Annotated in this window: 11 protein-coding genes and 3 rRNA genes; 5 read left to right on the forward strand and 9 right to left on the reverse strand. The window is 66.6% G+C overall.

Annotation, left to right across the window (positions count from 1 at the left end; translation table 11 throughout):
* Window position 1: 1 nt before the first annotated feature.
* Window positions 2–1714 (forward strand): GMC oxidoreductase, encoded by a 1713-nt coding sequence (locus tag EDD29_RS38965; RefSeq protein WP_123669191.1) that lies wholly within the window; start codon window positions 2–4, stop codon window positions 1712–1714.
* Window positions 1715–1718: 4 nt separating this feature from the next.
* Here the strand turns inward: EDD29_RS38965 and glpD are convergent, their stop codons facing one another.
* The 3 genes from glpD to guaB form a co-directional block, all read right to left on the reverse strand.
* The gene (glpD, locus tag EDD29_RS38970) at window positions 1719–3443 is read right to left on the reverse strand and encodes a glycerol-3-phosphate dehydrogenase (protein ID WP_123669192.1); all 1725 of its coding nucleotides are present in this window, start codon (window positions 3441–3443) and stop codon (window positions 1719–1721) included.
* Between the two features lie 177 nt (window positions 3444–3620).
* Window positions 3621–4739: a GuaB3 family IMP dehydrogenase-related protein gene (locus EDD29_RS38975; protein WP_123669193.1), complete on the reverse strand. Its 1119-nt coding sequence runs from the start codon at window positions 4737–4739 to the stop codon at window positions 3621–3623.
* Window positions 4740–4830: 91 nt separating this feature from the next.
* Window positions 4831–6327 (reverse strand): IMP dehydrogenase, encoded by a 1497-nt coding sequence (gene guaB / locus EDD29_RS38980; RefSeq protein ID WP_123669194.1) that lies wholly within the window; start codon window positions 6325–6327, stop codon window positions 4831–4833.
* Between the two features lie 109 nt (window positions 6328–6436).
* On the opposite strand from guaB, the gene EDD29_RS38985 reads away from it, so the two are divergent.
* Window positions 6437–6817, forward strand: coding sequence for a DUF5319 domain-containing protein (locus EDD29_RS38985; RefSeq protein WP_123669195.1), 381 nt, complete (start codon window positions 6437–6439; stop codon window positions 6815–6817).
* Between the two features lies 1 nt (window position 6818).
* Here EDD29_RS38985 and EDD29_RS38990 read toward each other — a convergent pair whose 3' ends face one another.
* From EDD29_RS38990 to groES, 3 genes are all read right to left on the reverse strand, one after another.
* A complete protein-coding gene (locus EDD29_RS38990; RefSeq protein WP_211360409.1) occupies window positions 6819–7430 on the reverse strand; it encodes a sigma-70 family RNA polymerase sigma factor in 612 nt (203 codons plus the stop codon).
* A gap of 523 nt (window positions 7431–7953) precedes the next feature.
* Window positions 7954–9576 (reverse strand): chaperonin GroEL, encoded by a 1623-nt coding sequence (gene groL, locus EDD29_RS38995; RefSeq protein ID WP_123669196.1) that lies wholly within the window; start codon window positions 9574–9576, stop codon window positions 7954–7956.
* Window positions 9577–9723: 147 nt separating this feature from the next.
* The gene (groES, locus tag EDD29_RS39000; RefSeq protein ID WP_123669197.1) at window positions 9724–10032 is read right to left on the reverse strand and encodes a co-chaperone GroES; all 309 of its coding nucleotides are present in this window, start codon (window positions 10030–10032) and stop codon (window positions 9724–9726) included.
* Window positions 10033–10230: 198 nt separating this feature from the next.
* Here groES and EDD29_RS39005 point away from each other — a divergent pair, with 198 nt between their 5' ends.
* The 3 genes from EDD29_RS39005 to EDD29_RS39015 all read left to right on the forward strand — a co-directional run bounded on the left by EDD29_RS39005 (window position 10231) and on the right by EDD29_RS39015 (window position 14225).
* Window positions 10231–11403: a class I SAM-dependent methyltransferase gene (locus EDD29_RS39005; RefSeq protein ID WP_123669198.1), complete on the forward strand. Its 1173-nt coding sequence runs from the start codon at window positions 10231–10233 to the stop codon at window positions 11401–11403.
* A gap of 409 nt (window positions 11404–11812) precedes the next feature.
* A complete protein-coding gene (locus tag EDD29_RS39010; protein WP_170201744.1) occupies window positions 11813–13171 on the forward strand; it encodes an apolipoprotein A1/A4/E domain-containing protein in 1359 nt (452 codons plus the stop codon).
* 130 nt (window positions 13172–13301) lie between these two features.
* Complete coding sequence (locus EDD29_RS39015) at window positions 13302–14225, forward strand: aminoglycoside phosphotransferase family protein (protein WP_123669200.1); 924 nt, start codon at window positions 13302–13304, stop codon at window positions 14223–14225.
* Between the two features lie 149 nt (window positions 14226–14374).
* On the opposite strand, the gene rrf is transcribed toward EDD29_RS39015, so the two are convergent.
* From rrf to EDD29_RS39030, 3 genes are all read right to left on the reverse strand, one after another.
* Window positions 14375–14491 (reverse strand): 5S ribosomal RNA (gene rrf, locus EDD29_RS39020).
* Between the two features lie 132 nt (window positions 14492–14623).
* Window positions 14624–17732, reverse strand: a 23S ribosomal RNA gene (locus EDD29_RS39025).
* 406 nt (window positions 17733–18138) lie between these two features.
* A 16S ribosomal RNA gene (locus EDD29_RS39030) occupies window positions 18139–19649 on the reverse strand.
* The 16S, 23S and 5S rRNA genes sit together here, the layout of an rRNA operon.
* Window positions 19650–20002 lie beyond the last annotated feature (353 nt).

A 20002-nucleotide genomic window follows, 5' to 3' on the forward strand; every position in this document is an offset into this window, starting at 1 on the left:
CATGGACTACGACGTTCTGGTGATCGGCTCGGGGTTCGGGGGGAGCGTCACCGCGCTGCGGCTCACCGAGAAGGGCTACCGCGTCGGGGTGATCGAGGCGGGACGGCGCTACGACACGCGCGGTGAAGGGACCGGGGACAGGAAGCTGCCCAAGACGTCCTGGCGGCTCGGCTCCTACGTGTGGGCGCCGCCGCTCGGGCTCACCGGCATCCAGCGCATCCACCTCGTGCGCGGGACGAAGGGCAGCATGGTCACCGTGCTGGCCGGGGCGGGGGTCGGCGGCGGCTCCCTGAACTACGCCAACACCCTGTACGTGCCGCCCGCGCCGTTCTTCAACGACGCCCAGTGGGGCCACATCACCGACTGGCAGGACGAGCTCGCGCCGTTCTACGACCAGGCCACGCGGATGCTCGGGGTGGTCCAGAACCCCGCGATGACGCCCGCGGACAAGGTGATGAAGAAGGTCGCCGACAAGATGGGCAAGGGCGACACCTTCCGGCTGACGCCCGTCGGGGTGTTCTTCGGCAGGCACGGCGGGGCACGCGAGGCCGACCCGTACTTCGGCGGCGAAGGCCCCGAGCGCGTCGGCTGCACCCAGTGCGGCGAGTGCATGTCGGGCTGCAGGCACGGCGCGAAGAACATGCTGACGGAGAACTACCTGTATCTGGCCGAGAAGGGCGGCGCCCGCATCATGCCGCTGTCCCGGGTCACCGACGTGCGCCCGGTCGAGGGCGGCTACGCCGTCGACCTGGTGCGGACCGGCACCCCCCTGCGCAACCGCACGACGCTGACGGCCCGGCAGGTGGTGTTCGCCGCCGGGACCTACGGCACCCAGAAGCTCCTGCACAAGCTCAAAGGCTCGTCCCTGCCCGGGATCTCCGACCGGCTCGGCGTCCTCACCCGCACCAACTCCGAGGCCATCCTCGGCGCCGAGCGCTACAAGCACGAGGGCGAGGACTTCTCCAAGGGCGTCGCGATCACCTCGTCCTTCCACCCGGACGACAAGACGCACATCGAACCCGTCAGGTACGGGCACGGCTCCAACCTCATGGGCATGGTCAGATCCCTGCTCATCGACGGCGGGGGCCGGCCGCGCTGGCTCAAGTTCCTCGGCGAGGTCGCCCGCCGCCCGTGGGACCTCGTCCGGCTGTTCAACCTCCGGCACTGGTCGGAGCGGACCGTCATCGCGCTGGTCATGCAGACCAGCGACAACTCCATCACCGTGAAGGGCCGCAAGGGCCTGTTCGGGTGGGGGGTGCGGGCCGAACCCGGCCACGGCGAGCCGAACCCGACCTGGATCCCGGTCGGCCACGAGGCGGTCAGGCTGATGGCCGAGGAGACCGGCGGGCTGCCCGGCGGCAACTGGGGCGACCTGTTCGACATCCCGCTCACCGCGCACTTCATCGGCGGCTGCGTCATCGGCGACTCGGCCGCGACCGGCGTCATCGACCCCTACCACCGGGTCTACGGCCACCCCGGCCTGCACATCGTGGACGGCTCGACGATCTCGGCGAACCTCGGCGTCAACCCGTCGCTGACGATCACCGCGCAGGCCGAGCGGGCGATGTCGCTGTGGCCGAACAACGGCGAGGCCGACAAGCGCCCCGACCTCGCCGCCCCGTACACGCGGCTCGCCCCGATCGCGCCGAAGAACCCGCTGGTCCCGGCGACGGCCCCGGCCGCCTACCGGCTCCCCATCGTCGGGATCTCCTGACGGCTCAGATCGCCGCGGTGGGCACGATCTCCGGAGCACCCCGGAGCAGGGCATCGGCCTCCTGGTCGTCCTCGGACGACTGGGAGGCCCGTTCCGCCTCGATCCCGGTGCGGTAGTACTCGATCTCCCTGCGGGCCTGCTCGGCCGTCCAGCCCAACACCGGCGCGACGAGCTCGGCGGTCTCCTCGGCCGCGCCCAGACCCCGGTCCCAGGTCTCGAAGGAGATCCGGGTGCGGCGCGACAGGATGTCGTTGAGGTGCCTGCCGCCCTCGTGCGAGGCGGCGTAGACGACCTCGGCGCGCAGGTAGTCGTCCGCCCCGGTGAGCGGCCTGCCGAGCTCGGGCCGGTCGGCGACGAGCGCGAGCAGATCGTCGATGAGGGTGCCGTACCGGCGCAGCAGGTGCTCGATCCGCGCGACGTGCAGCCCGGACGAGGCCGCGAGCCGGTACCGGGAGTTCCACAGGGCCGGGAAGCCCGCCCCGCCGACCAGGGTGATCCGGTCCGTGCAGGAGGCGGCGATCCGCCCGTCGAGCCCGTGCACGACGGCGTCGACGGCGTCCTTGGCCATCACCCGGTAGGTCGTGTACTTGCCTCCGGCGATCATCACCAGTCCCGGGACGGGATGGGCCACGACGTGCTCGCGGGACAGCTTCGAGGTCTCGTCGGACTCCCCGGACAGGAGCGGCCTGAGCCCCGCGTAGACGCCCTCGACGTCGTCATGGGTGAGCGGGACGGTCAGGAAGGCGTTGACGTGGTCGAGGAGGTAGTCGATGTCGGCCTTCGACGCCGCGGGGTGGGCCTTGTCCAGCGTCCAGGTGGTGTCGGTCGTGCCGAGGATCCAGTGCCGGCCCCACGGGATCACGAACAGCACGGACTTCTCGGTCCGCAGGATGATCCCGGACGCGCTGTGGATCCGGTCGCGCGGCACCACGAGGTGGATGCCCTTGGACGCCCGGACGTGGATCTGGCCGCGCCCGCCGACGAGGTCCTGGATGTCGTCGGTCCACACGCCCGTCGCGTTGACGACCTGCTTGGCGTGGACCTCGAGCTTGTCGCCCGACTCCAGGTCGCGCACCCGCACCCCGGTGACCCGCTCGCCCTCGCGCAGGAAGCCCACGCACTGGGTCCGGGAGGCGATCTGCGCCCCGTACGCGGCGGCCGTGCGCAGGACCATCATCACGTACCGGGCGTCGTCGACCTGGGCGTCCCAGTACTGGACCGCGCCCTTGAAGGACGACTTCTTCAACGACGGCGCCACCCGCTGGGCCTGCTTGCGCGACAGGTGCCGGTGGCCGGGCACCCCCCGGGTCGAGCCCATCGAGAAGGACAGCGCGTCGTAAAGCGCCACGCCCGCGCCGACATAAGCGCGCTCCCACACGTGGTGGGTCATCGGGAAGAGGAACGGCACCGGCCGCACGAGGTGCGGGGCGATCCGCTGGAGCAGCAGCCCCCGCTCGGTGAGCGCCTCGCGCACCAGGTCGAAGTTGTACTGCTCCAGGTAGCGCAGGCCGCCGTGGACCAGTTTGGACGAACGCGAGGAGGTCCCCGAGGCGAAGTCCCGCGCTTCGACCAGCGCCACCTTCAGCCCCCGGGTGACCGCGTCGAGGGCGACGCCCGCGCCGACGATCCCGCCGCCGACCACCACGACGTCGAACTCCTCCGCCGCCATCCGCCCGAGAGCGTGTTCCCGCTCCCCCGGCCCCAGCTTCGACGCGCCCAGACCGATCATGTGACGACTCCCCCGACCCTAGGCTCTCAGCGTTGTCCGTTCCCACGGTAAGCGCCGTCCCAACCCGGAGAACAGCACCTCGGGCCAATAATTACCCACTGGTAACAGGCCACTCCGGAAAGCAAAAGGGACGCCGCGCGCCGGAGCGCACGACGTCCCTTCCACGTCAGAGAACCCTTACTGCGGGGTGACGACGACCTGGACGCGCTGGAAGTCCTTCACCTCGGTGTAGCCGGAGGTGGCCATCGCCCGCTTGAGCGCCCCGATGAGGTTCATCGAGCCGTCCGCGACGTGCGACGGGCCGAACAGGATCTGCTCCAGGGTCCCGATCGTGCCGAGGTCGAGGCGGGTGCCGCGCGGCACGTCGCCGTGGTGGGCCTCGCTGCCCCAGTGGTAGCCGCGGCCCGGGGCCTCGGTGGCCCGCGCGATCGGCGAGCCGACCATGACGGCGTCGGCGCCGCACGCGACGGCCTTGGCGATGTCACCGGAGGAGCGCATGCCACCATCGGCGATGACGTGCACGTACCGGCCGCCGGACTCGTCGAGGTAGTCCTTGCGGGCCGCCGCCACGTCCGCGACCGCGGTCGCCATCGGCACCGCGACGCCCAGCACGCCCCGCGTGGTGTGCGCGGAACCGCCGCCGAAGCCGACGAGCACGCCCGCCGCGCCGGTGCGCATCAGGTGCAGCGCCGCCTGGTAGGTCGCGCAGCCGCCGACGATGACGGGCACGTCGAGCTCGTAGATGAACTGCTTCAGGTTGAGCGGCTCGGCCCGGCCGGACACGTGCTCGGCCGAGACCGTCGTGCCGCGGATCACGAACAGGTCGACGCCCGCGTCCACCACGGCCTTGGACAGCTTCGCGGTGCGCTGCGGCGACAGCGACGCCGCCACCGTGACGCCCGCGTCGCGGATCTCGGCGATCCGCTGCCCGATCAGCTCCTCCTTGATCGGCGCGCTGTAGACCTCCTGGAGCCGCCGGGTGGCCCGGGACTCGTCCAGCGACGCGATCTCCGCCAGTAGCGGCTCAGGGTTCTCGTAGCGGGTCCACAGACCCTCCAGGTCGAGCACCCCGACCCCGCCGAACCTGCCGATCGCGATGGCGGTCGCCGGGCTCACCACGGAGTCCATCGGCGCGACCAGCAGCGGGATCTCGAACCGGTAGGCGTCGATCTGCCAGGCGACCCCGACCTCCTCGGGGTCGCGCGTCCGACGGGACGGGACGATGCCGATCTCGTCGAAGGCGTAAGCCCGGCGCCCGCTCTTGCCGCGCCCGATCTCAACCTCAGCAGCCACCATCTAGCCCTTCATATGTGCGACCCCTCGGAGGGGCTACGCGTCCTCGGCACCCCTCAGCGGGGGTCCCAACGCCAAGCCGAACCCAGCGAGTCTATCGACCCTGGTAGTTGGGGGCTTCGACGGTCATCTGGATGTCGTGCGGGTGGCTCTCCTTGAGGCCCGCGGACGTGATCTGCATGAGGCGGCCGCCGGCCTGGAGGTCGTCGATCGTGCGGCTGCCGGTGTACCACATGGCCTGGTGCAGGCCGCCGACGAGCTGGTGGGCGACCGCGGAGAGCGGGCCGCGGTAGGGCACCTGTCCCTCGATGCCCTCGGGGATCAGCTTGTCCTCGGCGGAGACGTCGGCCTGGGCGTAGCGGTCCTTGGAGTAGGACTTGCCGCGCTCGCGGTTGCGCATCGCGCCGAGCGAGCCCATGCCGCGGTACATCTTGTACTGCTTGCCGTGCACGAAGACCAGGTCGCCCGGGGACTCGTCGACGCCCGCGAGCAGCGAGCCGAGCATCACGGTGGACGCGCCCGCGGCGATGGCCTTGCCGATGTCGCCGGAGTACTGGAGGCCGCCGTCGCCGATCACCGGGACGCCGGCCGGGGCGCACGCCCGCGCCGCCTCGTTGATCGCGGTGATCTGCGGCACACCGACGCCCGCGACCACGCGGGTGGTGCAGATGGAGCCGGGGCCCACGCCGACCTTGACGGCGTCCGCGCCCGCGTCGACCAGCGCCTTGGCGCCCGCGTAGGTGGCCACGTTGCCGCCGATGACCTGGACCCGGGAGTTCGCCTTGATCTTGGCGATGGTGTCGAGCACGCCCTTGGAGTGACCGTGCGCGGTGTCCACGATCACCGCGTCCACCCCGGCGTCGATGAGCGCCTGGGCCCGCTTGATGGAGTCCTCGCCGACGCCGACGGCCGCCGCCACGACGAGCCTGCCCGCCTCGTCCTTGGTCGCGTTGGGGTAGCGCTCGGTCTTGGTGAAGTCCTTGACGGTGATGAGGCCCCGCAGGCGGCCCTCCCCGTCGATCAGCGGCAGCTTCTCGATCTTGTTCTTGGCCAGGAGCGCGAACGCGTCCTCCCTGGCGACGTTCTCCGGCGCGGTGACCAGCGGCATCGGGGTCATCACTTCGGACACCGGACGGGACATGTCGGTCTCGAACCGCATGTCCCGGTTGGTCACGATGCCCAGCAGTATCCCGCGCTCGTCGGTGACCGGCACCCCGGAGATCCGGTAGCGGGCGCACAGCTCCTCGACGTCGGCGAGAGTGGCGAAGGGGGTACAGGTCACGGGATTGGTGATCATGCCGGCCTCGGACCGCTTGACCGTGTCGACGTACTGGGCCTGCTCGGTCGCCGACATGTTCCGGTGCAGCACGCCGATGCCGCCCTGCCGGGCCATGGCGATCGCCATCCGGTCCTCGGTGACGGTGTCCATCGCCGCGGACAGCAGCGGGATCTTGAGCGTGATGCCCCTGGAGAGCCTGGTGGTGGTGTCGGCGTCTCCCGGCTGCATGTCGGAGTAGCCGGGGAGCAGCAGTACGTCATCGAAGGTCAGCCCCACGGGAGCGAACTTGGCGATGTCCGGTGCGGGGTTCATGATCGGCCTTTCCTGCGGGGTTGGCGGCTTTTGGTTACCCATCGTAGGGGTAACACCCTGCGGGACCTGCGACTTCCCGGCATCCCCGCGCGCGCAGTAGTTTGGGACTGTGCACGACGAGACTCCGCTCGACCCGTTCGCCGGCGACCCGGACGACCCGGCCGCCGCCCTCGGCGAGCTCGAAGAGATCGCTCCGCTGAGCTCGGCGGAGCGTGACGATGTGCTCGCCGACCTCGCCGACCTTGAAGTCTTCCGCACCCTTCTCGAACCGCTCGGTGTGCGCGGTCTCACCGTCGACTGCGAGGACTGCGGCCGCACCCACTACATCGACTGGGACCTGCTGCGCGGAAACCTCAAGCAACTCCTGGAAGAAGGCCAGCCCCGCGTCCACGAACCCGCCCTCGACCCCGACCCCGTCGACTACGTCACCTGGGAGTACGCCAGGGGCTACGTCGACGGCGTGATCGACAGCGAAGAAGGCAAGGGATAGCTCAGGCCGTCTGCCTGGGCTCCTCCAGGGCCTCCATCGCCACGGCCATCGCCCGCAGCCGGGCGAGCGCGCGGTGCTGCGCCACGCGGACCGCGCCCGCACTCATGCCCAGAACCGTGCCGGTCTCCTCGGCGGAGAGCCCGCGCACCACCCGCAGCAGCACCAGCTCCCGCTGCTGGGCGGGCAGCCTGCCGAGCATCTCGCGCGCCTGCGCCGCCTCCAGGTAGCGCACCACGGTCTCCTCCGGACCCGGACCCTCGTCCGGGCCGTCGGGAAGGTCCTCGGTGGGCACCGCCGTGCGCAGGGCCACCCGCAGCGCGTCGGCGATCTTGTGCGCGGCGATCCCGAAGACGAACGACACGAAAGGCCGTCCCATGTCGCGGTAGCGCGGCAGCGCGGACAGAACGGCGATGCACACTTCCTGCGCGACGTCGTCGGCCGCGTGGTACTGCCCCGACACCCGGCCCAGCCTGGACCGGCAATAACGCACCACCATCGGGCGCACCTGCCCGATCAGAACCTCGGTGGCCAAAGGGTCACCCTGAACGGCGAGAGTGGCAAGTTCCCGCAGATCGAGTTCGTTCTCCCCGGTACGGGACGGCCCCGGCTCCAGCCGATGATCGGTCCCGACGATCGCAGCCTCCGTCACGTAGAGCACTATGCCCAGCCGGAAGGTTCAAGTCTTCACAAGTGACGGCCACGAAATGGTCACAGTGCCAGAACCCAACCCCCGAACCCCCTTTCAGAACACAAAACCCCCCACAGCCCACCCCCAACAACATTTCAAACCCCGCCCCACCCCCCAATTCACCTCAACCCGGCCCCACCCCGGACCCGCGGCCGCCCACGCCCCGCCCCAGGACCTTCCACCCCCGCCCGGGGTACCCCGCACCCGGCCGAGGCCCCACCACCCCATCGGACGGCCCTCCACCCAATGGACGGCCACCACCCCGCTCACCCGAGGACCTTCCACCCCCGGCACCGACCAATGGGACCCTCGTGAGGGCGCCTTGGGGCTGCCCCGTAGGCCCCAAGGGCCGGAGGGGCAGCCCCAAGATCGAAAGCGCCCGAACAGCCGATAGGCCGGGTCTGCGAGCCCCCAGGGCGAGCAGACCCGGCCTATCGGCCATGAAAACTCAGTGCCCGTGGCCGTGGCCGTGGCCGCCTGCGGCGGCGGGGGCCTCTTCCTCGGGCTTCTCGACGACGAGCGCCTCGGTGGTGAGGAGCATGCCGGCGATCGACGCGGCGTTGGTGACGGCGGAGCGGGTGACCTTGACCGGGTCGATGACGCCCGCGGTCTTCAGGTCGCCGTACTCGCCGGTCGCGGCGTTGTAGCCGTGGCCGGTGGGCAGCTCCTGGATCTTGGAGACGACGACGTAGCCTTCCTGGCCGGCGTTCTCGGCGATCCAGCGGGCCGGCTCGACCAGCGAGCGGCGCAGCGCCTCGGCGCCGGTCGCCTCGTCACCGGTCAGGCCGAGGGACTCGAAGCCGTCCTTGGCCACGTGCGCGAGCGCGGAGCCACCGCCGGAGACGATGCCCTCCTCGATCGCGGCGCGGGTCGCGGAGATCGCGTCCTCGAGGCGGTGCTTCTTCTCCTTGAGCTCCACCTCGGTGGCCGCGCCGACGCGCAGCACGCACACGCCGCCCGCGAGCTTGGCCAGGCGCTCCTGGAGCTTCTCGCGGTCCCAGTCGGAGTCGCTGTTCTCGATCTCGACCTTGATCTGGCGGACGCGGTCGGAGATGTCCTGCGCGTCGCCCAGGCCGTCCACGATCGTGGTGCTGTCCTTGGTGACCGAGATGCGGCGGGCCTGGCCCAGCACCTCGAGGCCGACCGTGTCGAGCTTGAGGCCGATGGCCTCGGACACGACCTGGCCGCCGGTCAGGGTCGCGATGTCGCCGAGCATCGCCTTGCGGCGGTCGCCGAAGCCGGGGGCCTTGACGGCGACCGACAGGAAGGTGCCGCGGATCTTGTTCGCGACGAGCAGCGCGAGCGCCTCGCCCTCGACGTCCTCGGCGATGACCAGCAGCGCCTTCTTGCTCTGCGCGACCTTCTCGGCCAGCGGCAGGAACTCGTTGACGCTGGAGATCTTGCCCTCGACGACGAGCACGTAGGCGTCCTCGAGGATGGCCTCCATGCGCTCGGGGTCGGTCACCATGTGCGGCGACAGGTAGCCCTTGTCGAACTGGAGGCCCTCGGTGAACTCGAGCTCCAGGCCGAAGGTGTGCGCCTCTTCGACGGTGATGACACCGTCCTTGCCCACCTTGTCGAACGCCTCGGCGATCAGCTCGCCGATCTTGGCGTCCTGCGCGGAGATCGTGCCGACGTGCGCGATCGCCTTCTTGTCGTCGACCTCGGTCGCCGACTTGAGCAGCAGGTCCGACACGTGCTTGGCGGCGATGTCGATGCCGCGCTTGAGGCTGAGCGGGGAGGCCCCGGCCGCCACGTTGCGCAGGCCCTCGCGGACCAGCGCCTGCGCCAGGACCGTCGCGGTCGTGGTGCCGTCGCCCGCGACGTCGTTGGTCTTGGTGGCGACCTCCTTGACGAGCTGGGCACCCAGGTTCTCGTACGGGTTCTCCAGCTCGACCTCACGGGCGATGGTCACGCCGTCGTTCGTGATGGTCGGGGCGCCGAACTTCTTGTCGATGACGACGTTGCGCCCACGGGGGCCGATCGTCACCTTCACCGCGTCGGCGAGAGCGTTGACGCCGCGCTCGAGCGCGCGCCGGGCGCCCTCGTCGAACTCAAGGATCTTGGCCATGTCTACGGATTCCCTCTGTCTGCCTGTCCGAAGCACACCGCCCCGGCCGCCCGGATGGGGCCGCCGGGGCGGGGTGCGTGAGCCTGTTCGCCGGGCCGGTGCACGGGTGCTTTGAGAACCTGGGCACCGGCCGTACTTACCGGGCCCTTACTTGTCGATGATCGCCAGCACGTCGCGGGCGGACAGGACGAGGTACTCCTCGCCGTTGTACTTGACCTCGGTGCCGCCGTACTTGGAGTACAGGACGACGTCGCCCACGGCGACGTCCAGCGGCACGCGGGCGCCCTTGTCGTCGACCCGGCCCGGGCCGACGGCCAGGACGGTGCCCTCCTGGGGCTTCTCCTTGGCGGTGTCCGGAATGACCAGGCCGGAAGCAGTGGTGGTCTCGGCCTCGAGCGGCTGGACCACGATGCGGTCCTCGAGCGGCTTGAGGACAACCTTGGTGGCGGTCGACACGTCGAACCTCCCCTTCGGATGTGAAGTGTGCGTCGAAATGCTTAGGAGGCGACCTCGACCGGCCTGTCGTCGCGGGTGCCAGACCGGGCTCGTCGCTTTGGCACTCTCGATGGGAGAGTGCCAGTCAGTGACATTATGCCGTGCCTCAACGACAGTCAACCGGACGCTCTGTAGTGGGACCGGCTCTACCGTTGAGTCATGGAGATCGACGGGTTCGAAGGACTGCTCACCCCCTCCGGGCAGGAGGTTCTCGCGCGGGCCGCGGAAGCCGACACGTCCGAGGGCGGGCTGCTCGCGGCGGCCTCCCGGCTCCGGGAGCGGTATCCCGCCGAACTCGTCGGCGCGGCGCTGACCCAGGTGCGACTGCGCGTCAGGGCGGCCGCCAAGTTCGGACCCGACGCGGCCCGCATGTACTTCACCCCGCACGGCCTCGAGCAGTCCACCCGGTCGGCCGTCGCCGCCTACCGCGCCGCCCGCTTCACCGGGCCCGTCCTCGAACTGTGCTGCGGCATCGGCGCCGACCTCGCCTTCCGCGCCCGCGCCGGGGTCCCGGGCACCGGCGTCGACCTCGACCCCCTGACGGTCTCGGTCGCCCGCGCCAACCTCGCGGCCTTCGGCGTCGAGGACGTCGCCTCCGTGCGCCAGGGAGACGCACTCGACCAGGACCCCGCGGGCTACGCCGAGGTCTTCGCCGACCCTGGACGGCGCACCGCGCGCGGGCGCGTCTTCGACCCCAAGTCCTACGAGCCGCCCCTGGACGACCTCCTCGGCCTCGCCATGAAGGCCCCGGGCGCGTGCGTCAAGGTGGCCCCCGGAATCCCCTACGAGGCGATCCCCGAGGGCGCGAGCACCGAATGGATCTCCGAGGACGGCGACGTCAAGGAGGCGGCCCTGTGGCTCGGCACGCTCGCCGAAGGGCCGGTCCGCAAGGCGACCCTCCTGCGCGGCGGCGAGGTCCACAGCCTCGAACCCGACCCGAAGACGACGGTCCCGCCCGTTCGCCCGTGGGGCCGCTACCTGTACGAGCCGGACGGGGCGGTCATCCGCGCGCACCTCGTCGGGGAGGCCGCGGCGCTCGTCGAGGGGGGCCTGGCCGACCCCCGCATCGCCTACATCACCTCCGACGCCCTCGTCGGCACCCCGTACACCGCCGCCTACGAGATCCACGAGGTCCTCCCCTTCTCCGTCAAGCGCCTCAAGGCCGCGCTGCGCGCCCACGACATCGGCGTCCTCACCCTCAAGAAGCGGGGCTTCGCCGCCGACCTCGACAAGCTCCGGCGCGACCTGCGCCCGGCCGGCTCCCGCCCCGGAACCGTCGTGCTGACCCGGATCGGCGAGGCGCCCGTCGCGCTCATCTGCGGACGTCCCTGAAAAGCGCGGTTCAGGATCAGGCAAACAATGGGGCGCACAACTGGAATTACTTTTCCCCGGCCGGTGAAGAATTCCCAGTTCCGGCCCGCGCCGCCGTTCGGCCGCCCCGCCCGCTTTTCCCGCCATACCACCCCGAAACGATCGCCATTCAGACCGAAGAACACCCACATCAGCCAACCGAAACCACGAGATCCGGCTTATCCCACGAAGCAGTTGATCTCCCGCCGCATCCCTGGTCTCGCGGCATTCCAACGCCGTTCTATCGCTTTGTGATCAAGCACTAAAGTGAGCACTTCACATCAATGCCACGAGCCCTACAGGTATTCAGGGGCACGGGCGTGAGAAGGGGCATGCGTTGGAAACGAATCACAACTTCCTGCAGACGGGGGGTCAACCGGTCTCGGACCGGATGCGGGAGTTGCTCGCCCGGGCGGCGCAAGACCATGTGTACGAATCACGTTCACAGGGTCAGGTCCTTGACGAGATCCGCCAGCGGCTCGAAGGCATGGAGTGGCTGCTGCGCGAGGTCCGGGAACGCGAACTCACCAGCCTCACCGGCCAGCTCGACGGCGTCCGAGGCCAGGTCGAGGAGCTCACCGGGAAGGCGCCCGGCTGGGCGGAGGGCCTGGGCGAGCACCTCGAAGCCGTCGGCGAGCGGATCAAACCCGTCAGCGAACTCCCGGCGCTGTGGGCCGACGTCGGCGTCGTCGCCGAGAACGTCGACGAGAGCCTGACCCGGCTCCAGAACGTCATGGACTCCGCGGCGCACATCGCGGACGCCACCGCCGCGGCGTCCCAGCGCATGGAGGAGATGACCAAGCGCCTCGACAAGCTCCAGGGCGCGATGGAGGCCGCCTCCGTCCGCTTCAACCGGCTCGACAAGTCCCTCGCCGAGCTGGGCCACCGGTCGGAGAAGCTGGAACACACCGTCACCGGGATCACCGGCCGGGTCGAGCAGTCGCTCTCCGACATGGCCGACCGCATCGACCAGGGCCTCGACTCGGTCGGCAGCCGCGTCGAAGGCCTCGGCGGCCGGCTGGAGGGCATCGACGGACGACTCGAAGGACTCAGCGGCAAGATCAACGGATTCGACAGCCGCTTCGACGCCCTCGGCGAGCGCCTCAGCCAGCTCCCCGCCGCGCTGGAGATCAACGAGATCCACCGCAGGCTCGCCGAGCTCGCGCAGCGCCCGCACCTGGACTACGGCGAGCGCTTCGACGAGCTGGAGCGGCAGGTCAGCACCGTCACCGACCCGCTCATCGTGGAACTGCGCAGCCGCCCCGACCGCGGCGAGATCGAGGACACCGTGTCCAAGATCGTGGAGAGCGCGTACAGCGGCCTCAGCAAGCGGCTCGACGAGACCGGCCGGGAGGTGCAGGACGACGTCAAGCGACGACTCGAAGGCGCCCAGGACGATGTGTCCCGCAAATTCGAGAATGTCCGAGAGGACATCTCCAAGCGGTTCGAGGACATCCACCTCGATGTCGCCAAACGCGTCGAAGGCGTCTTCGACGAGGTGGTCAAACGGTCGGACGCCGTCCACGAAGAGGTCACCAAGCGGACCGACGCCGTCCACGAGCAGGTCGCCAAGCGCTCGGAGACCATGCAGACCGAAATCAGCAAACGCGTCGAGGGCGTGCAGACCGAAGTGGGCAACCGCGTCGGCGCCGTCCACGAGGACGTGCTCAAGCGTCTCGCCACCCTTGAGGAGACGATGCTCGCCCTCGCCGAAGCGCTGCTCCGCCCCCGCAGGGACGGCAAAGAGTAAGCGCCTTTGACGCACACGGCCTTACGGAGGGAGCGCCAGGCGCCCCTCCGTAAGGCCACGTGCGTGACCGGGAAAGTGTTACGTTCAGCTTCCGCAAAATCACTCCTCATCCCCTTCGGAATCCGTTTACATGGACCCCGTGACCACCGACACCGCAGCCCGCACCGCGAGGGCCCTGCCGCTGGGCAGGCCGCCCAGCGCGGCCACCCTGCGCTGGGTGTGCGAGTGCCTGGGCGCCGGCAGCACGGTGCGCCTCCAGCGACCGCTCACCGGCGGGGTGAGCCGCACCAACCACACGCTGCTCGTCGAGACCCGCTCCGGCAGCGTCCACCGCCTCGTGCTGCGCCGCTGGACCGACTGGGACCCCGAGTACCCGCCGGAGCGCGAGATCGCCGCGCTGCTGCTCCTGGCCGGCTGCGAGATCCCCACCCCTCAGCTCATCGCCGCGGACCCCTCAGGCGGCCGCTGCGACGCGCCGGCGCTGCTCATCACCCGGCTGCCCGGCCACCCGCCGCGGCCGCTGCCAGAGGACCTCTCGGAGTACCTCATCCAGCTCGCCGCCGCCCTGGTCACCCTCCACGACGTCAAGGGCGCCACCACCATGCCGCCCTACGCCCCGTACAACCGGCTCCTGACCCGTCAGCCGCCGTTCCACGCCCGCAACCCCGGGGTCTGGGACAAGGCCCAGGAGATCGTCACCGAGCCCCCGCCCGACTTCGTCCCGCACTTCATCCACCGCGACTACCACCCCGACAACTCCCTGTGGGCCAACGGCCGCCTCCAGGGCGTCGTCGACTGGGACAAGGCCTCCTACGGCCCCATCGGCGTCGACGTCGCGCACATGCGCTGGAACCTCGTCGCCCGCTACGGTCCCGACGCCGCCGACGCCTTCTCCGCGGCGTTCGAACAGGTCCGCGGCAACTACGACCACCACCCGTACTGGGACGTCCGCTGCATCGTCGACCTCCTCCCGGAGGACACCGCGCAGCCCCTGCCGGCGCCCCTGGTCGAACGCCTCGAAGACCACCTGGAACGCTGCCTCAGCCTGCTCTAGCCAGCGCCGCACCCTACGGACCGCGCCGATCCGGTGCGGCGATGGCGGGCCATGGTCTCCGGATATGCGGAGAGGTCCGGGAATGCAAGAATCCCCGGGGAATGCGGAAAGGCCCCGAACCTGTGGTTCGGGGCCTTTCCTCACAACAATTGCGGCGGTGTCCTACTCTCCCACACAGTCTCCCGTGCAGTACCATCGGCGCTGGAGGGCTTAACTTCCGGGTTCGAGATGGGACCGGGTGTTTCCCCTCCGCCATAACCGCCGCAAGCCTCAGCTCGCGGACACAAACGGTCAGCGAAAGTATTCTCTTTTTTTGGTGTTGCGGTTCGGCCGGCTGTTTTCCGGGAACCGCACAGGGACGCGAGCACACATGTTACGTCTTGCAGCATGGATGTGTTGTAGGCAAGTCACTCGGCCTATTAGTACCGGTCGACTCCACACCTTGCAGTGCTTCCATCTCCGGCCTATCAACCCAATAGTCTGTTGGGGGCCTTACCCACCGTAAGGTGGAGGGAGTCCTCATCTAGAGGCAGGTTTCCCGCTTAGATGCTTTCAGCGGTTATCCCTTCCGAACGTAGCCAACCAGCCGTGCCCTTGGCAGAACAACTGGCACACCAGAGGTCCGTCCGTCCCGGTCCTCTCGTACTAGGGACAGATCCTCGCAAGACTCCTACGCGCGCAGCGGATAGGGACCGAACTGTCTCGCGACGTTCTAAACCCAGCTCGCGTGCCGCTTTAATGGGCGAACAGCCCAACCCTTGGGACCTACTCCAGCCCCAGGATGCGACGAGCCGACATCGAGGTGCCAAACCATCCCGTCGATATGGACTCTTGGGGAAGATCAGCCTGTTATCCCCGGGGTACCTTTTAGCCGTTGAGCGACACCACTTCCACACGTAGGTGCCGGATCACTAGGCCCAGCTTTCGCTCCTGCTCGACCCGTCGGTCTCACAGTCAAGCTCCCTTGTGCCCTTGCACTCGCCACCTGATTACCAACCAGGCTGAGGGAACCTTTGGGCGCCTCCGTTACTCTTTGGGAGGCAACCGCCCCAGTTAAACTACCCACCAGGCACTGTCCCCCACCCCGATAAGGGGCGCGGGTTAGACATTCGAAACAACCAGAGTGGTATTTCACCAATGACTCCACCCGAACTAGCGTCCGGACTTCACAGTCTCCCACCTATCCTACACAAGCCATTCCAAACACCAATGCCAAGCTATAGTGAAGGTCCCGGGGTCTTTCCGTCCTGCTGCGCGTAACGAGCATCTTTACTCGTAGTGCAATTTCGCCGGGCCTGTGGTTGAGACAGCGGGGAAGTCGTTACGCCATTCGTGCAGGTCGGAACTTACCCGACAAGGAATTTCGCTACCTTAGGATGGTTATAGTTACCACCGCCGTTTACCGGCGCTTAGATTCTCAGCTTCGACCCTCACGGGTCTAACCGGTCCTCTTAACGTTCCGGCACCGGGCAGGCGTCAGTCCGTATACAGCGTCTTACGACTTCGCACGGACCTGTGTTTTTAGTAAACAGTCGCTTCCCCCTGGTATCTGCGACCCCGAACAGCTCAAGGAGCAAGTCCCATCACCATTCAAGGCCCCCCTTCTCCCAAAGTTACGGGGGCAATTTGCCGAGTTCCTTAACCACAGTTCACCCGATCGCCTTGGTATTCTCTACCTGACCACCTGAGTCGGTTTGGGGTACGGGCCGCCGGTACACTCACTAGAGGCTTTTCTCGGCAGCATGGGATCACTCACTTCGCCTAAAACGGCTCGGCATCAGATCTCAGGCACATGAGAGACGGATTTGCCTATCTCTCGCCCTACATCCTTACCCCGGGACAACCATCGCCCGGGCTGAGCTACCCTCCTGCGTCACCCCATCGCTCACCTACTACCCGATCAGGTCCCGGACTAGCCCACATCCCCTTCACCCGAAGGATCCAGAGAGGGATTCGCGCGGTTAGTATCACGAGGTTCAGCGTTGGCGCGTACCAGCGGGTACGGGAATATCAACCCGTTGTCCATCGATTACGCCTGTCGGCCTCACCTTAGGTCCCGACTTACCCTGGGCGGATTAGCCTGCCCCAGGAACCCTTGGTCATCCGGCGGAGCAGTTTCTCACTGCTCATTCGCTACTCATGCCTGCATTCTCACTCGTACAGCCTCCACCACTAGCTCACGCTGCGGCTTCACCGGCTGCACGACGCTCCCCTACCCAACCAGCCATAAGACTGATTGCCACGACTTCGGCGGTGTGCTTGAGCCCCGCTACATTGTCGGCGCGGAATCACTTGACCAGTGAGCTATTACGCACTCTTTCAAGGGTGGCTGCTTCTAAGCCAACCTCCTGGTTGTCATCGCAACTCCACATCCTTTCCCACTTAGCACACGCTTAGGGGCCTTAGTCGATGATCTGGGCTGTTTCCCTCTCGACTACGAACCTTATCGCCCGCAGTCTCACTGCCGTACTCTCACTCACCGGCATTCGGAGTTTGGCTGACGTCAGTAACCTTGTAGGGCCCATCGGCCATCCAGTAGCTCTACCTCCGGCGAGAAACATACGACGCTGCACCTAAATGCATTTCGGGGAGAACCAGCTATCACGGAGTTTGATTGGCCTTTCACCCCTAACCACAGGTCATCCCCCAGGTTTTCAACCCTGGTGGGTTCGGTCCTCCACACCGTCTTACCGGCGCTTCAACCTGCCCATGGCTAGATCACTCCGCTTCGGGTCTACAGCATGCGACTAAAGTTCGCCCTATTCAGACTCGCTTTCGCTACGGCTCCCCCACACGGGTTAACCTCGCCACACACCATAACTCGCAGGCTCATTCTTCAAAAGGCACGCCATCACGGACAGCAGCAAAAGCCACTGGAGACGCTCTGACGGCTTGTAGGCACACGGTTTCAGGTACTATTTCACGACCCCTCACCGGGGCACTTTTCATCTTTCCCTCACGGTACTTGTCCGCTATCGGTCATCAGGGAGTATTCAGCCTTACCACGTGGTCGTGGCAGATTCACACGGAATTTCACGGGCTCCGTGCTACTCGGGAACACACCCAAGAGACCTCGCAATTTCGTCTACCGGACTCTCACCGTCTACGGTCGGCCTTCCCATGCCGTTCGACTACCACGAGATTTTGTAACTCTTCGCCAGAGCAGCGGCTCTAACAGGGTGGTCCCACAACCCCGACCGTGCAACGCCCGCCGGCTATCACACACGATCGGTTTAGGCTCTTCCGCTTTCGCTCACCACTACTCACGGAATCACTATTGTTTTCTCTTCCTGCGGGTACTGAGATGTTTCACTTCCCCGCGTTCCCACCAACCTGCCTATACATTCAGCAGGCGGCGACACCCCATGAAAGGTGCCAGGTTTCCCCATTCGGAAATCCCCGGATCAAAGTCTGGTTGCCGACTCCCCGAGGCATATCGCAGGCTCCCACGTCCTTCATCGGCTCCTGATGCCAAGACATCCACCGTATGCCCTTAAAAACTTGACCAAACACAATTGGCCCATACCAAGACATAGATGTGAACTGAAAAACTCTGCAAACAAGACCCAAAAGGCCTCGCATCAGATATTTCAGGCTCTTAAATTGCTTTAAGATGCTCGCGTCCACTGTGCAGTTCTCAAAAAACAGACGGCGCCAAAATTCCGGGGAAGAAACAAGTTCTCCCCCAGGCCCCTGGCCCGCGGTATCCGAAGACACGGTCGCCCGTTTCTTCAGGACCCAACAGCGTGCTCGATCGACCTCGACCCCCAGAGACATCCCGTTCCACTCCCCGAGGGGAAGTACTTGCGATGCGGCGACCGGGGTCGACCGAATAGTCAGTGCTCCACGAACTAACGAGCAGCTCTATCTGCCGGACCTTGTGGCCCGGTCTGTTTGAGCTCGTGCTCCTTAGAAAGGAGGTGATCCAGCCGCACCTTCCGGTACGGCTACCTTGTTACGACTTCGTCCCAATCGCCGGCCCCACCTTCGACCGCTCCCTCCCTTGCGGGTTGGGCCACGGGCTTCGGGTGTTGCTGACTTTCGTGACGTGACGGGCGGTGTGTACAAGGCCCGGGAACGTATTCACCGCAGCGTTGCTGATCTGCGATTACTAGCGACTCCGACTTCATGGGGTCGAGTTGCAGACCCCAATCCGAACTGAGACCGGCTTTAAGGGATTCGCTCCACCTTGCGGTATCGCAGCCCTCTGTACCGGCCATTGTAGCATGTTTGCAGCCCAAGACATAAGGGGCATGATGACTTGACGTCATCCCCACCTTCCTCCGAGTTGACCCCGGCAGTCTCCCATGAGTCCCCACCATTACGTGCTGGCAACATGGAACGAGGGTTGCGCTCGTTGCGGGACTTAACCCAACATCTCACGACACGAGCTGACGACAGCCATGCACCACCTGTCACCGGCCCAAAAGGACCCCGCATCTCTGCGAGTTTTCCGGCGATGTCAAGCCTTGGTAAGGTTCTTCGCGTTGCGTCGAATTAAGCAACATGCTCCGCCGCTTGTGCGGGCCCCCGTCAATTCCTTTGAGTTTTAGCCTTGCGGCCGTACTCCCCAGGCGGGGCGCTTAATGCGTTAGCTGCGGCGCGGAAACCGTGGAAGGTCCCCACACCTAGCGCCCAACGTTTACGGCGTGGACTACCAGGGTATCTAATCCTGTTCGCTCCCCACGCTTTCGCTCCTCAGCGTCAGTACAGGCCCAGAGAACCGCCTTCGCCACCGGTGTTCCTCCCGATATCTGCGCATTTCACCGCTACACCGGGAATTCCGTTCTCCCCTACCTGCCTCTAGCCTGCCCGTATCGGATGCAGACCCACGGTTAAGCCGTGGGCTTTCACACCCGACGCGACAAGCCGCCTACGAGCTCTTTACGCCCAATAATTCCGGACAACGCTTGCGCCCTACGTATTACCGCGGCTGCTGGCACGTAGTTAGCCGGCGCTTCTTCTGCAGGTACCGTCTTGATTCGTCCCTGCTGAAAGCGGTTTACAACCCGAAGGCCGTCATCCCGCACGCGGCGTCGCTGCATCAGGGTTTCCCCCATTGTGCAATATTCCCCACTGCTGCCTCCCGTAGGAGTCTGGGCCGTGTCTCAGTCCCAGTGTGGCCGGTCGCCCTCTCAGGCCGGCTACCCGTCGTCGCCTTGGTGGGCCACTACCCCACCAACAAGCTGATAGGCCGCGAGCCCATCCCCAACCGAAAAACTTTCCACACCAACCGATGCCGATCGGTGTCGTATCCGGTATTAGACCCAGTTTCCCGGGCTTATCCCAGAGTCGGGGGCAGGTTGCTCACGTGTTACTCACCCGTTCGCCGCTCGAGTACCCCGAAGGGCCTTTCCGCTCGACTTGCATGTGTTAAGCACGCCGCCAGCGTTCGTCCTGAGCCAGGATCAAACTCTCCATTAAGGTCTACCGACCCGAAGCAAGCTCCGAGCCAAACCTAAAGGTGTTGAAACTGGCAAGAACAAGGTCTTGGCTGACCTTGTCGATTGCCTCAAAGAAATCCTCAGACGAGGATGACCAGAACCGAAGTCCTGGCCTAATTTGGCACTGACTTTTAGCACGCTGTTGAGTTCTCAAGAAACGGACTCGCACCGTTTTCCACCCTTTCGGGCTTCTTTTGGAGCAACCCTTCTAACTTACCAGGTTTCGGAAGCTTGTCAACTTCTTTTTCCTGTCTCACACTGTGCTCTAGATCCGCTACTTTCGTACCGGGCTCCGGAGCAACCCTCCTAACCTAGCAGATCTGCCCGAAGTGT

Origin of the sequence: Actinocorallia herbida (genome assembly GCF_003751225.1) — a bacterium.
Taxonomy (GTDB): Bacteria; Actinomycetota; Actinomycetes; order Streptosporangiales; family Streptosporangiaceae; genus Actinocorallia; species Actinocorallia herbida.